The sequence below is a fragment of the Agaribacter marinus genome, assembly GCF_030160655.1.
In the GTDB taxonomy this organism is placed as follows: domain Bacteria; phylum Pseudomonadota; class Gammaproteobacteria; order Enterobacterales; family Alteromonadaceae; genus Glaciecola; species Glaciecola marina.
Genome location: NZ_BSOT01000005.1, coordinates 1581694 through 1597404, shown reverse-complemented (window position 1 = coordinate 1597404; position 15711 = coordinate 1581694). Strand labels below are relative to the sequence as shown.

The 15711-nt window shown below is 41.6% G+C and carries 12 protein-coding genes; all 12 read left to right on the top strand.

Annotated features, from left to right (window positions below; translation table 11 throughout):
- Positions 1-180: 180 nt before the first annotated feature.
- Positions 181-1239, top strand: coding sequence for an SPFH domain-containing protein (locus QQK00_RS08620; RefSeq protein ID WP_284217068.1), 1059 nt, complete (start codon positions 181-183; stop codon positions 1237-1239).
- A 91-nt stretch (positions 1240-1330) separates the two neighbouring features.
- Positions 1331-1777, top strand: a complete 447-nt coding sequence (locus QQK00_RS08615; protein ID WP_284217067.1) for a hypothetical protein — start codon at positions 1331-1333, stop codon at positions 1775-1777.
- Positions 1778-2349: 572 nt separating this feature from the next.
- Positions 2350-3168, top strand: coding sequence for a flagellin N-terminal helical domain-containing protein (locus QQK00_RS08610; protein WP_284217066.1), 819 nt, complete (start codon positions 2350-2352; stop codon positions 3166-3168).
- A gap of 801 nt (positions 3169-3969) precedes the next feature.
- Positions 3970-4800, top strand: coding sequence for a flagellin N-terminal helical domain-containing protein (locus QQK00_RS08605; protein WP_284217065.1), 831 nt, complete (start codon positions 3970-3972; stop codon positions 4798-4800).
- A gap of 1017 nt (positions 4801-5817) precedes the next feature.
- Positions 5818-6654: a flagellin N-terminal helical domain-containing protein gene (locus QQK00_RS08600; protein WP_284217064.1), complete on the top strand. Its 837-nt coding sequence runs from the start codon at positions 5818-5820 to the stop codon at positions 6652-6654.
- Between the two features lie 103 nt (positions 6655-6757).
- Positions 6758-7258 carry a flagellar protein FlaG gene (locus QQK00_RS08595; protein ID WP_284217062.1) on the top strand — a complete coding sequence of 167 codons (501 nt, stop codon included), beginning with the start codon at positions 6758-6760 and terminating at the stop codon, positions 7256-7258.
- A 13-nt stretch (positions 7259-7271) separates the two neighbouring features.
- A complete protein-coding gene (gene fliD, locus QQK00_RS08590; protein ID WP_284217061.1) occupies positions 7272-8729 on the top strand; it encodes a flagellar filament capping protein FliD in 1458 nt (485 codons plus the stop codon).
- On the top strand, positions 8730-9143 hold the full coding sequence (gene fliS / locus QQK00_RS08585; RefSeq protein WP_284217060.1) for a flagellar export chaperone FliS: 414 nt from the start codon (positions 8730-8732) through the stop codon (positions 9141-9143).
- Positions 9124-9459 (top strand): hypothetical protein, encoded by a 336-nt coding sequence (locus QQK00_RS08580; protein ID WP_284217059.1) that lies wholly within the window; start codon positions 9124-9126, stop codon positions 9457-9459. The genes fliS and QQK00_RS08580 overlap by 20 nt, the downstream gene beginning before the upstream one ends.
- Before the next feature lie 408 nt (positions 9460-9867).
- Positions 9868-13506: a motility associated factor glycosyltransferase family protein gene (locus QQK00_RS08575; protein WP_284217058.1), complete on the top strand. Its 3639-nt coding sequence runs from the start codon at positions 9868-9870 to the stop codon at positions 13504-13506.
- Entirely contained in the window at positions 13499-14497 is a 999-nt protein-coding gene (gene pseB, locus QQK00_RS08570; RefSeq protein WP_284217057.1) for a UDP-N-acetylglucosamine 4,6-dehydratase (inverting), read from the top strand. Before QQK00_RS08575 ends, pseB begins: the two co-directional genes overlap by 8 nt.
- Complete coding sequence (gene pseC, locus QQK00_RS08565) at positions 14494-15678, top strand: UDP-4-amino-4,6-dideoxy-N-acetyl-beta-L-altrosamine transaminase (RefSeq protein ID WP_284217056.1); 1185 nt, start codon at positions 14494-14496, stop codon at positions 15676-15678. The genes pseB and pseC overlap by 4 nt, the downstream gene beginning before the upstream one ends.
- Positions 15679-15711: the final 33 nt, after the last annotated feature.

Below are 15711 nucleotides of genomic sequence, written 5' to 3'. Positions count from 1 at the left end.
TCATCTTAGTTGTGTGTCGCAATTTTTAAGTTATTCTTCAATACCGCGTTGACGTGTTAAAGTAAACAAAGCACCTGTGAAATTACGATGTTTCGCACAGTAGCGTTACAGACGATAGGTTTTGCAATTTATAGTCAGAAACAAAACTTTGTCCTTAATGCTAACACGGTCAACTCACATATGATTAAAAATATATTCTCCCCCCTCGCTGTAATTATTGTTGTATTCATATTGATACGCGTAGTTGTTGGCGGTGGAGGTACTGACATTGTAAATGATACTAAGAATGAAGTTGTTATTGATAACGCTAATATGCGTCTTGATTCAAAGATAAGTGATACTAGTTATGCAGCAAACAGTGCTATTGGAAATAATATCAATACACAAAGTGAATCACGAGAAAACCAAGACGTCAGTGTTGAGAAGACAGAGTATGAAATCGGTTGGTGTTTTCCCGACGAGGATTTAGGCCAGTCTGACCATGACTTTATGAAGCAATTAGTTGCTGATTGGTCTGAATATACTGGTCGAGCCTATGCTAAATCTACTGCTGTTATATTTGAAGACAATTATCACTTTGAAAACAACGAATTCGTGAGTCCATATCAAGAGCTATCCGAAGAAGAGTTGGAAAGTAGGGCAAAAGGTGATGATAAATGGGCAAAAATAGCTTTTATCCAGTTAGGTAGCTTTTTTCAAATCGATAGTATGAGACATGTCGCGAACGAATTGTTAGTATCTGGGGCTTCTTATCATGCGTTGAACTTTCTTATTAGAGACAAGCTCGTCTCGGCAAAAGCAGCGTATAGGAAAACAAAGGATGTGAAATTAAGTAGAGAGCATCTTATTGATGCTGTAGCTTACTTGTTTATTGCACTTGAGGACTACAATGACCTTGCTCTAGTAACGTACGTAGCTAATGTGTCTAGTGACGAATTGCTTAGTGAACAATTAAATCCTCAATGGCTTCTCCAAGGATTTGATGATGAAATTAGTCAAAGATATAAAGAGCTCACTGATAATATTGCTAGAAAGCGTGAAAACAACGGTATAGATGTCGAAAGAGCTCCACCGGAAGTAAAGCAGCTGTTTTCTAGAGTACTTGCTAGTTTTTATCGTTCAGACCGAAATGTGATCGAGCAACTCAATGATTTTAAAACTATATCATCTGCAGATTTGAGTGTTTCTCCATGTACAGAAAGGCATATTGAAAGGCTAGTTAAGATAGAAAACCAGTAGTTGAAAAAGTTGCTTGTTTTTCGAACTCATGCTAACCACAAGTGTCTTTGAAAGGCTAGGTATACAGTTTTTTTAGAAGGATTTAGTAAATATGGATAAAAGGCATTTTTCTCTTCCTCCAAATAATAAATTACGCAACAACTTTCTCGTAAAAATGCTACAAGCTATTACGGGTTGCTCTTTGTCAGGTTACTCGCTATATTTTGCCAACGCGCTTGGGGCTGCACTTTACTTTAGTATTTTGATGTCTGGTGTTATGTTTATAGGTGATTACGTTAGTGGTATCTATTTTGATTACGAACGCACCACTTTAATAGAACACATTGCAAATGCGGTTAATTGGTTTATTTACATGCTTATTCTTTGGTCAGTACTTGAGTTCTTGTCTTTAGTCTTTCCATTTTTTATCAAATGGGCACTTACTTACCACGCGGTTAAAATTATAACTTTTGCTATAGTTGTTTCTATTGTTGGACTGGTGCTTTGTATTTTACTATTAGTGAAAGGTATACCCTCATCATGGTTTTATGCAAATTAAACTGGCGCTTGGTTACTTAAATAATTGCTATTTGTTTACAAACAATTCTCAAGAACATTAAAATATCTGTAATTATTTTCATGCGCACCATATCAAGAAATAGACGTAAACGATCTTTCAGCACTCGCTGAAACAGATGATTTATTAGCACTATCTATATTATCCTTATTATTTCAACGATGCCGATGCGGATACCAAATATCCAGTGCAATGACAAACAATTACACTACTGTCAGCATTGTCTACTTTACCTAAAAAATATTTAAAATTTTTTTCTAACTAAAAAAATGACTACTTTACTGTAGATTTATTCGCTAACTACTTTGTGTGTAACAGCTTTTAGTCAATCACACACATGTTCATATTTTAAAAGCGGCAATTTTTTGCCGCTTTTTTTATTTTTTTTGCTTTTTTGTTTAAAGGGATTTTGAAGCTTGTCGATAACCTTTTACGAGAGAGCCAGTACATACACTTTTTAATTATTAGAAAGTGATGTTCTACAATTTGTAACAAATCACCGGAGTTCGTCCGGCTGCCAGCAAGCGCTGGACTGAGAGTGTTAGGAGAGACTTATGTCACTTTATGTAAATACAAACGTGTCGGCGTTAAATGCCCAACGTCAGCTATTCAATTCACAGAATTCATTGGGCACGTCTTTCGAGCGTTTGTCTTCAGGTATGCGTATTAACCGTGCATCGGATGATGCTGCGGGTTTGCAGATTTCTGATCGTATGACGTCTCAAATCAACGGCCTTAACCAAGCAGTTCGTAATGCGAACGATGCTATTTCATTGACGCAAACTGCAGAGGGTGCGTTAGGTGAAACAACTAATGCGCTTCAACGTATTCGTCAATTAGCCATTCAGTCACAAAACGGTATTAATACTGCCGATGACCGTACAGCCCTTCAAGAAGAAGTGTCTGCACTTAAAACGGAAATCACGCGTATTTCAGATACTACTCAATTTAACGATAGAAACATTTTAGATGGCACGTTAGACGCATCTTTCTTGGTAGGTTCTAATGCCGGCCAAAAAATTGATGTTACGCTAGCGACCGACTTTGATTCTGCAGGTTTAGGTATTGCTGCCTTAACTGTGGGTACCTCTGGCGATGCTAGTGCGGCGATTGCGTCAATTGATGCTGCACTTTCGACTGTTGGTGCCAACCGTGCCGATTTAGGTGCGCTTACTAACCGTTTCCAATCAACCATTCGTAATTTGTCTAACGTTTCAGAGAACGTTTCAGCTGCACGTTCACGTATCCAAGATACTGACTTTGCTTCAGAGACTGCAAACTTGACACGTAACCAGATCCTTCAGCAGGCAAGCACAACCGTACTATCACAAGCGAATCAGCGTCCTCAGGCCGCGCTTCAGCTTCTTGGTTAAGCCTAACTGACCCTACTGTTTGGGGAATGAAGCCAGGAGGTAGTACTCGCTTTCACTAGCCAAACAGAAAAGAGTTTGCTCACTCTTTCAAAAATGAGCGGTCGGCCAGGCAATAGCCTGGCCACTTAAATTTTTTTAATAAGTAAGTCCCTGCCAAATAAGCACTTTTCAAATAATTTAGAAAATTTCTAAAGGTTTTTCCGTATCTGTTCGATAACTAAATTAAGCAAGCTGATACTAAGCAATATTTAAAACAATAATAAAAGCTATGCTCAACTTAAGTGATGTTTATAACAACAAAAGCGCCGCGAATTTATTCACGGATTAACGCAAAGATAACGCAGCCTTTAAGGCCAAATTATTACAGATATCATTCAAGTAGAGAACTAAGTAGCCAACTATTCAGCGTGTATAACAATAAAGAATTAAATCGTTAGGAGTTCAATTCAAACCTCACTAGTGCTCGCCACTGGCGACGGTCAAACTTTGCCTCTTAACAATGAAATTAACATTTGAAGTAAGAAAAGAATGTAGTTGATGGGAATGCAACTAAACTGCCGACTGACAGGAATGACGCCAGGAGGTAGTGAGAGGTATGAGGTCTGGAACACCATACCTGCCCGTCAGCATAGAGCTTTCGCTCTTAGTTACAGCATGCATGCTCCGTTATCTAGTGTTGATAACGAACGAATCGGTCCATGATTCGAATTTAATAAAGCATGTTACGTGCCAGTTTTTGAAAAAAAGAGCTCAATACAATAATAATAAGAGCAAACATTAGAAAATCGTTAGGAGTTAATTATGTCACTTTTTGTAAATACTAATGTCTCGTCATTGAGTGCAAGACGCTATATGACAGACACAACCACAAATTTAAATACTGCATTTGAAAGATTATCTTCAGGCTTGCGCATTAACAGTGCGAAAGATGATGCCGCAGGTTTACAGATTTCTAACCGAATGACGTCGCAGATTATGGGCTTAGATCAAGCGGTTCGAAACGCGAACGACGGCATTTCTCTTGCCCAAACTGTTGAAGGGGCGCTGCAAGAGACAACAAATGCTTTACAAAGAATACGTGTTTTGGCAATTCAGAGTCAAAACGGTATAAATACTGACCAAGACCGACAAGCTTTACAGAAAGAAGTGTCTGCATTAAAGGTCGAAATTTCGAGAATTGCCACCACCACACAATTTGCTGGCGTAGACGTATTAGACGGTACTTATTCTGCAAAGTTTTTGGTGGGCGCGAATGCTGGGCAAACCATTAGTATAAATGTAAGTCGTGTTGACGGCTTTGGGTACAGTGGTTTGTTTGGTGCGTTTAACTTGACGGTGTCAACGCCAGGCGCGGCATCTGCTTCATTACAAGAAATTGATGATGCGATTGGTGTGGTAGACGGTAAGCGCGCTGATTTAGGTGCGATTCAAAATCGATTCCAATCGACAATTCGAAATCTGTCGAACATCAGTGAAAATGTATCTGCGGCAAGATCGCGCATAAGAGATACAGATTTTGCCGCTGAAACGGCAAGTTTGACTCGTCTGCAAATAATTCAGCAAGCGAGTACAACAATATTGACTCAAGCAAACCAAAGACCGCAAGCGGCATTGAGTTTGTTACAGGGATAGAGAACAATAACAGTAAGTAGTAGCTTCTAAGTGATTAATAATTATAAGGTTTTGAAGGCTTGAGAGGCCCTCTCCGTGCCAGGGAAGGCACTTACTTTAGAAGTGTAAGTAGTAAAAAGTCGACTAACAAGACCGAGAGTGTAGGATTTGGTTGAGAGGCCAGTATACGTTCTACAATCCTGCCAGTCGACGAAAAGAGTTTGCTCCATCTCCTAACGTGAGCAAGTTGGCTGGGCCGCCCCATGGCTCAGCCTTTTTTCAATTCTTCCCTTTTCCTAAAGCAAAGCTTGTACCAACTTTAACTTTTTTATCTTTCCTATATATGCCGTGGCTGTGGAATAAAAGCGCCGTAAACCCATCCATGGGGGCTCTACGATTGCATCCTTGCAATCGAAGTTTTATTCCACAGCCACAGCATATATTCTCTCGGACCAGTGTAACTCAAGGCCTTTGCGGAATAAAAGCGCCGTAAACCCATCCGTGGGGGCTCTACGATTGCATCCTTGCAATTTCCGCTTAGGCATTTCAATAGTTCTAAAAAATAAAAACACATTTATGTTTAATAGTAACAATCTGTCAAAATTCAGTCGTTAAGATGCTGCTGTCTGTTGTTGAATATACTTTCTATGAAAATATTGGCGATTGATCGCTTATTTTCAATTTTTCAAAAAAGCCTAGTGTAAGGCCTCCAGTGATTCGTTGCTTACGGCGCTATTTTTCATTTAAAACAGTGCAAATATAGTCAGCTAAATAATATCTTTAGCACTTTTTTATTGTTTAAAATCATTTAAAAACAATCATTTAAAAATAATTCTAATTTTTTTAATTATTTTCCTAAAGGTTCTTTAGCCAGGGTCGATAACTATAGTTGAGGGATAAATCATTTAAAAAACGATTTATCTAAATGAGGTCAAAGTTTTAGGCGTAGTGAACCTAAAACCTTAAATAAAGAAAAGTAGTCAGAAATTTGTCGCAAATTGGCGGCTCTCTCACAAATTTCTGGCTTTCGGAGGTAGTATGGCTTTAACTGTAAATACAAATATCAGTGCGATTAACGCACAACGTCAACTTTTTGATTCAAGTAACTCTTTAAACAAGTCATTCGAGCGTTTATCGTCTGGATTTCGTATCAACAGTGCAGCGGATGATGCTGCCGGTCTGCAAATCTCAGATAAATTAACAGCTCAAATTAACGGTTTAAATGAGGCTGTCCGAAACGCCAATGATGGTATTTCGTTAACCCAAACAGCAGAAGGTGCTTTAGGCGAAACAACTAACGCGCTTCAGCGTATTCGCCAACTCGCTGTGCAGTCACAAAATGGTATTAATACGGCGGCAGATAGAACGGCACTTAACAATGAAGTGTCTAGCTTACTGTTAGAAATTTCACGTATTGCAACCACGACTGAATTCAACGGCACTAACATTTTTGATGGTACGTACAATTCAAGTTTCTTAGTGGGTGCCAACGCTGGCCAAAAGGTCAACGTTGACTTAAGAGCGGCAGCAATCCCTACCGCCGGCTTTAGCGCGACAGGCTTAGGTGTAAATGCTGTATCTGTAGCAACGTCAGCTGCGGCATCTGGTGCCTTAACAACAATCGACAATGCGATTTCTGCTGTTGGCTCTATACGCGCAGGTTTAGGTGCTGTGGAAAATAGATTTCAATCCAGTATTCGTAATATTAGTAACGTGAGTGAAAACTTGTCTGCTGCACGTTCGCGTATTCAAGATACTGACTTTGCGTCAGAAACGGCTAACTTAACCAAGAATCAGATATTACAACAAGCGTCTTTATCTGTACTCAGTCAAGCAAATCAACGTCCTCAAATAGCATTGTCTCTTCTCGGTTAAGTTGAGTAGAGAAGGCTAGGGTATTGCAATAGTTGCGTTGAACGGGCGGGTCACTAGCAGTTTTGGTGACACCGCTCCTCATTTTTTTCAGTAGGAGTGTATTATGGATATCGTAAACACTAAAATTGGACAAGCGTTTGCAAGGGATGCAGCGACGTCAATTAACGAAAAATCATTTGTTAACAGTAATCTCGTAGGTTTTAAGACAGGGGCGAGTATTCATAGTGCAGGAGAAAACCCTGTCGCTATGCAGCAAGTGAAATTTGTTGATAAGTCTGTCGCAGAACTTCCTCAAAAACAAGCTATCGAAAAAAAGCTTAAAGAAAATTTAGGCTCCGCCGATACAAATGCGAGAGAGGAAAATATCGACATTTCTGAGGCAATCGGAGGTGTCAGTGAATTTTTGCGAACAACAGGCACAGAACTTGCGTTTTCAGTTGACAGCGACACGTCAAAGCAAGTGGTAACGGTCAGAGACAAACAATCTGGTGACGTTATCCGGCAAATACCTTCCGAAGAGGTACTTGATTTTGCCGCAAGAGTTCAAGAACTAGCCGCCGATCCTACCAACACGGTAGGTATCATTATAAATGGGCGTGCATAATATGAGGTGATTTATGTCGATTCAATCTTTGGGCGTAGGGTCTGGTTTAGACCTTGAGTCATTAGTACAACAGCTGTTGGCGGCCGAACGCGGCCCCAAGTTGCAAAGGTTGAATCGACAAGAGTCTACCCTCGAAGCCGAAATCTCGGCGGTAGGTCAAGTAAAATCAAAGCTTTCTGAGTTTGAAGATGCCTTAAAAGCACTGCAAGATACTAACAACTTGTCAGGCCGCGAACCGACTATCGAAAACCCGTCTGAAAACATTTCACCTTTTACAGCGAGTCCAGCGAATGATGCTGTACCTGGTAATTATCAAATTGCAGTGACACAACTTGCCAGTGGCAGTCGTATTGAAACGGCTCAAGCGGTGGATGGCGGTTTTGCGAGTAGCGATGATGTTGTGTTATCAGCAGGTACTGCGGATTTGACATTCAAAATTGGTGATAGCGGCGACGAATTTACAATATCTATTGCCGCCGGAACGACCTTATCTGAGTTACGAGATCAAATTAATGCGGATGAGAATAACTTTGGCGTAAACGTGAATGTAATAAACACGGGCACGGTAGATGGCGGCACTCGGCTAGTGTTCTCGTCAGATGTTACTGGCGATGGCAATGACTTAAAAGTTATTAATAGTAACGACAACGCTGAATTAAATCGTATTAGCACGACTGATTCGTCTGAATCTAGTACCTATTTGACGTCGGTGGTCAGTGCAAAAAATGCAATTGCTACGGTGGATGGTATTGAAGTACAGAGCGATACCAATGCCTTTGAAAACGCCCTACAAAGTATTCGCTTTGACGTTAGCCAGTTGTCTGAAAGAGATACTGATGACAACCCAATTGCGTCGAAACTGACCGTGGGCTTTGATGTCGAAGGCTTGGAAGAAAATATTCGTACCTTTGTTGACAAGTACAACGAGCTTTATGACGAATTGGATCGTTTGAGCAGTTATGGCGCGACGGATGATGATCCCGATGGCCCATTGGCTGGCGACTCAACGGTGCGAGGTATTTTGTCAGGTTTGAGTAATTTGCTAGGGAGTAATGTTGCCGAATCAGAACTTGGCGGCTTGTTTTCTTTAGGGATTGAGTTAACGATTGAAGGACGTTTGGAAATTGGTTCCACGGACTTTGGATTAGGAACAGGTGCAGAGCGTTTAGAAACGGCGCTTCAGGACAACTTTGATGACATTGCCGTGTTATTTAATTCGGAAAATGGCATTGCCAACAAGCTATTGAGTTTTACAGAAGAATTTACACAGTCTTCAGGGATTTTATCTTCACGCGAAGACAGCATAAAAACACAGCAAGATAACGTCGTGGATGATCGCGAACGTTTTGAAATTAGGATGCAGAGCTTTGAGCAAACACTGCGCGCACGCTATTTAAGTTTAGATAGCACGGTTGCTCAATTACAAAGTACAGGCAATGCATTATTTGCTGCACTAGGAGGGTTAAACTAAATGTCATTAAGAGCGATTAACGCCTATCAAAAAGATAGTTTGAAGCAACGTATTGCGACGGCTGATCCCCATCAATTAACCTTGATGTTGATGCAAGGTGCCTTAGACCGTTTGTCTTTTGCAAAAGGTGCGCATGATAGAAATGATGTGACAGCTCGTGCACAATTTATTTCTAAAGCGACGGCAATATTTATTAATCTACGTGACACCCTAGATACAAAAGCAGGCGGGGAGTTTGCGGATAATCTTCATGACTTGTATGACTACATGATTGATAAACTTATTACGGTAAATCAGGAAAATACAATCTCGCAGCTCGATGAGGTGATTCAATTGTTTTATCCTATTAAAGAGGCTTGGCAACAAATTCCAGAGCAAGACAAGCAACTTGCTTATGCCCAACGACAAGCCTGATATTGTGGCTTTTCCGTCATTGATGCATGCGCATTCGCCGTCTGCATTGACCGAGATAAATACGCACTTAGCCACTATGGCGTCTGCTGATGAGCTTGATGTAGATAAGCTATCAGAAATGGCGCATCACCGAGCGCTTACGGTTGAGGGTTTGTTAACAGAGTTGCCGGAAGAACAGCGACAAGCGTTTGCACGCGCTGAACTCTCGATTAACCGCCAACTAGAAGCGTATTTTTTAGTCTTACAGCAGTCGGTAAAAAAAGAAATTTTAGGCGTAACAAAAGGCAAGAACGCTGTAAGTAAGTATATAGGGTAAGCCGCAAATTCGCGCCTTCATTTAAGCGCTTGTTGTCCTTACCCATGCGCTAGTCTCTATCACACCTTATCCTTGACCATATATACCTTATCAATCGCACGCTAACTTCAGCTGTACTCTACTATTACCCGCACGCGACAGTCAGTCGCTCTCTCAAGCCATTCTCTTTCGACTGTTGTGCGTGTTGGTCAAAAACTTGCAAATACAGCTCATTACATAGTGAAAACTGTACGTAAATACGCAATTAAACGGCGATGTATGACGAGGTTGTCAATTAATCGGCGGTATTTGTGATATATCGCAGGCCTTGAGGCAATTGCGATTTGCGGTGTCAGTAAAACAGTTAGGCCAACAAACACGCGCTTTTATACATGCATAGATATGCTTAAATACACTCAGTGAGATTAAATGTTAGATTATATTCGGTATCACCTCCATGATGATGAAGAGGTACAACAATCAATAGAAGCGTCGCATGGTGAGGCGTTACAGCAAAATTTACAATGGAGCTTAGTGGCCTTTGATAAGTTTTTGCCAAATTTAGCGGCATTTCTTCGGCGTTTTTCGCCAAAAACGACCAGTGTATTTTTAAATAAACATGCTAAACAGAATATCGTCAATTTTTCTACTGGAAAAGTGCTGTATCCGCTCGATGTAGATGCACAAATTAAACAGCAAGTGGAACATTGGGCATTACATGCTGCATACCTGAAGTATGATGAACACATAAGTTATTTAACATTGGATGACGCGGCTACCCTTGACTCCGCGACTAATTACATAAGTAAGATTGAAGCGAAGGCAGAGCACATTGATACGCTTGCCATTCTTGGTTTAGGTAAAGGTGAACATCTTGCGCTGCTATATGAACGCTTAAGACCAACGCAAATTATTGTGTATGAAACCGACTTGCATCAGCTGTATTGTTCGGCGATTAGTTTTGACTGGCAAGGTTTTTTGACTCGTTTACACGACGATGGCGCGATGATTTTTATGCAGGTGCCTCATGACGGAAGCTCTCTTCAGGATGACTTGGAGGAGTTAAGACAACATCTCGCGAGTCAGGGCCGTAAGGTATCGGACGTATTGGTATTTCAGCATACCCGCACCGAAACCTTTAATGAAATAATGCGCTTGTTGCGTAACCCAAAGCAAGTCGACACGAGTGCTAATCGCTATTTATCAAATACACCTTTTTGGACGAATGCCTGCGATTTGAGTGAGTGGGAAACACTAGAAAATGGCAGTGAGGCTTTAACGCAAAACCTCGCGGCGTTAAAAAAATACTACCCTGATTTACATGAGGTATTTGCTACCTACGAGCCGAATATTTGGTTGCCGGTACAGCATAAATATAGCAAACAAATTAGCCTGTTTAATCGTATTCATTTGTGTTTGTACTCACCAAATGCGAAAGATGCTGCCAATGCGCAAGTCGAAGAGTTTTCGCGATTCCCTAATCGGGAGTCATTGATTATGGGGTACGCGGGTAACAAGCTGAATCACTTTTATTTTAATCAGTTTTACAACGAATGCGGTGCGGTATTAGCCGCGCAGGCGGAAGAAAAGTCACAACTGCCAGATGAAATACCTGTATTGATATTATTCGGTATTGGTAACGGTTATTTGCCCGAGGCGATGTTTGGTGCACATACCGTGCAAAATGTATTGTTGAACGAGCCGAACCCCGAGTTTTTTTACTGGTCCTTATTAGTGTCGGACTGGGCAAGTATTTTTACCCATATTGATGAAAACGAACATCATATTTATTTGAATATTGGTCAGCTAGATGCCAATTTGATTTCGCAGTACACCTATCAATTTGCCCTGATTGGCAATCATTTAATTACCAACTCTTACATGTTGCAAGGTTACGAGAGTGCGCAAATTCAGGAAAAGTTGGTGGAATTGCGTAACACATTGAGTACCTTATTTGCGATTTCGGATAATTTTGATCATTCTTTTTATGGCTTATCTCACTTTAAGTATTCGGTGGAAGCACAAATTCCTTATTTGAGTAAGACCATAGATGAGCATAAAGGTGCATATGCACAGCACCCTGTCTTTATTGTAGGCAATGGCCCATCGCTAGATCAATGCGTTGAACAAATTAAAGCGTGCAGCGGTGAAGCCATCGTCGTGAGTTGTGGTACTGCGCTTAAAACACTTCACTCTCATGGTATTACACCGGATTTTCATGCAGAAATTGAGTTGTATCGTGCAAATTTTGACTGGATATCGAGGGTGGATGACAGCGCGTATTTAAAAAATATTACGCTCATCAGTGTTGATGGCATTCATCCCGATAACACAGCCTTGTTTAAAGACACCTTGTTAGCGTTCAAAAACGGAGAGGCGTCAACCTCAATCAGTAAGTTCTTGTTAGAAGACTTTCCTTTCAGATCCTTGCAGGCTGCCTATCCAACGGTCGCTAACTTTGCATTGAGTCTGTTTTGTCATGCAGGGTTTGGCGAGATTTATCTATTTGGTGTGGATTTAGGGTTTAAAGACCCTGACGTGCATCACAGTAAAGCCTCTGGTTACTACAATAAAGGTAAATCGCTATTTAAACGTGCAAGTAACAACGAAGAGCAACAGTCGCTAGTGGTACCGGGTAATTTTTGCCCGCAAGTATATACAAAGTTTGAATTTAGACTGTCTAAAACCATGCTTGAGCAGTTAACCGATCAATTTGCAGTTGATTGCTATAACTGCTCAGATGGTGCAAAAGTAGAGAAAACCATTCCGCTGCCGGTGGACGATGTGTTTATTGTGAAAAGTGCCGAGCAAAAAGAAAAAGCCTTAGCGGCATTTAGGCAATGTTTTTTGCCAATCGCGCCCGCATTCATCGATGCGTTTAGTCAGCGCTTTGAGCCAGAAAACTTTTCTGATGTGCTAAGTTCTCTCATTAACACCTTACCTACAGACTTTGTTAAAACAAACGAGATTGAGGATTTAATCGTTAGCTATACAAGTGACAAACTGTTTGACTCACAAGCCGGTGAAATCTTTTTTCACGTCTTGTTTTCTTCTACAAAAAGCTGTTTTTTAGCGGCATTAGGAAAGGTAATTTCGCAGCAAGAAGACGCTAAAGTGCTCGCTTCTGCAAATTTTATATTAGCCGCTTGGCGTGATTTACTCTTGCGGGCAAAATCTTTATTTGAACTCCCCGCACCGGTATTTGATATAAGTGTCGCGTTCCCCGAATTGCGTGAAGAAATACATATCAACAGGCTGCAGAGCGCAAATGTCGACGCTAACATGGCAGATAGACCAATTTTGTTTAGTTTTGATCATCAACTACGCTTGTTAATTCAGCTAACGCAAGAAAAGGCGGAGCAAACGGTGTCCATTCGAACCGCTGATGAGCATGAATGCGCGTTACAATCTATGTTTAGGTTTGCCGATGAAATCGACACGCCTGATTTAAATAACGCAATTATTGTGATTCAGTCAGAAGATGAAATGAGCCAGTTGTTTGACGCATTTACAGACATAGTGACAAGTACCGCACTAATTTTGACGTCTAGTCCTCGTTTGTTTTCGGTATTACTTGCGCGTTGCCAAAGGTCTCAAGGCCTATCATGTTTATACTACGATTATTTATCCCTTTTACACCTAAAAGACGCATTACCCTTGTTTAAACAAGGGCAACTGGCATTGCCAGATCCTCAACTTGTGGGGCACGAAATACTTGCGCGCTTCGCGCAGCGTGCGCAGTATTGCGGCATGGCAATAAAACCACGATTTAACATGACGCCGTATATTCGCACCCGCTCGTCAGATGAAAAACATCCAAACCACTTTCCAGTGTTTAGCGAGTTAACGCAAACGCTCAATAGCACTAGCAATGTATTGTTATTTAAACACTTTGTGGCTGTTAGCAGAAAAGAAATCGAAAGCGGCACAGTTCTTGATTGCTATGACAACAGAGGCGTCTTGATAAATCGTCCCCTTTATTCTGGCGATTTATCGGACTATGGTTATTATTCAGTGAATGTCAGTCAAGTCACCGAACGCTTAGAGGAGCTACAAAAGCGTGTTTGATAATAAAAGCATTTTGTTAACGGGCGGCACAGGGTCGTTTGGTAAGCGATTTATTTCGCACATACTCGCGCACTATAAGCCGTCTCGTTTAATTGTGTTTTCGCGTGACGAATTAAAGCAATTTGAGATGCAACAGCAGTTTAACCACCCATCACTGCGATATTTTTTGGGTGACGTGCGAGACAAAGAACGCTTATTAACTGCAACAAAAAACGTTGATTTCGTGGTGCATGCGGCGGCATTAAAACAAGTGCCTGCGGCAGAATACAACCCCAATGAGTGTATTAAAACAAACATTAACGGCGCACAAAACGTAATTGATGCGTGCATTGCTAACGATGTGTCTAAAGTGATTGCCTTGTCTACCGACAAAGCGGCGAATCCAGTCAACTTGTACGGTGCGACTAAGCTAGCGTCTGATAAGTTGTTTGTTGCGGCAAATAACATTGCCGGCGCACATGGGCCGCGTTTTGCGGTGGTACGCTATGGCAATGTCGTGGGCTCGCGCGGGTCGGTGGTACCGTTTTTCCGTAAACTGATTGCGGACGGCGTAACGCAACTCCCAGTAACGCACACCGAAATGACACGCTTTTGGATTACCTTAGATGATGGTGTGTCGTTTGTGGTGAAAAACTTTGCACGTATGCAAGGAGGAGAGATTTTTGTGCCTAAAATCCCCTCTATTCACATACTCGATTTAGTTGAAGCCATGAGCGGTACGCGAGAGCACGAGTGTGTGGGTATTCGCCCAGGTGAAAAGCTGCATGAAATTATGGTGCCGGAAGAAATGGCGCATCATTCGGTAGAATTTGATGATCACTTTGTGATCACCCCTGCGATAACCTTTTTTGATACTAATGTGAATTATCAGCAAAATAAGCTCTTAGAAACAGGGCGTTCTGTGAGTGAAAAGTTTGAGTACCACTCAGGCACTAACCCGCATTTTTTAAGTGTAGACGAACTAAAAGCATTGGATAAAGAAACAGAATGATCCCCTATGGTAAGCACAACATAAACGATGATGACATTGCCAGTGTTGTAGATGTGCTTGCGAATAAATTTTTGACCCAAGGGGATAGAGTGCCAGCATTCGAGCAGGCACTTTGTGACTATACATCAGCTACTTATTGTGTTGCGGTTAACTCTGGCACCTCAGGCTTACACGTGGCTTGTTTGGCCTTGGGCATTGGTAAAGGCGATATAGTCTGGACCTCGCCGAACTCGTTCGCCGCATCGGCAAATTGTGCCTTGTATTGCGGCGCGGATGTCGATTTTGTGGATATCGATCCTATTACTCGTAATATTTGCCCTGAGATATTGGCCGCAAAATTACAAGGCGCTAACGCACAAAACAGATTACCAAAGGCCATTGTCGTCGTGCATTTTTCCGGTTTGAGTTGCGATATGCAGCGTATCAGCAAACTTTGCCAAGCACACAATGTTGCGATTATTGAAGATGCGGCACATGGTTTAGGCGGGACTTACAATGGCAAACCCATTGGCTGTTGTGAATATTCTGATTTAGCGGTACTTAGTTTTCACCCGGTAAAGTCAATCACGACTGCCGAGGGTGGTGCTGTACTCACTAATGATGACGCCTTGGCAAAGCAATGTGAACTGTACGCGAAACATGGCATAACACGCCGCGCAGAATGGCAAACACGGCATGATCAAGGCGCTTGGTATTATCAACAACTTGCCCTTGGCTATAATTATCGCTTAAGTGATTTACAAGCGGCCTTGGGCATCAGCCAACTAAAGCGTGTAGACAGTTTTATTGCAGAGCGCCGAGCATTGGCCGAGCAATATGATGCGTTGCTGCGTGAGTTACCTAATTCCTATGACATTCGTTTACCAACGCGCACTGGCGCAGACACGTCTGCTTGGCATTTGTATATGATTGAAGTTCCCGCCGAGGCAAGACAAGCTATTTTTGATGAATTACGCGCGCATGATGTTGGTGTGAATGTGCATTACATTCCCATTCATTGGCACCCGTATTACCAAAGCTTAGGATTTAGCAAGGCAATGTTTGCCAATGCTGAGCATTTTTATGAAGGCGCGATTACCTTGCCTTTATATGTGGGGTTAAGCGATGACGCACAAAAAACAGTGGTAAATACACTCACGATGGCTTTGCGTAAATACCTACCAGCCAAACAGGGCAAGTAAGCTTATGTGCCTGCGTAATCGATACCGGAGAAC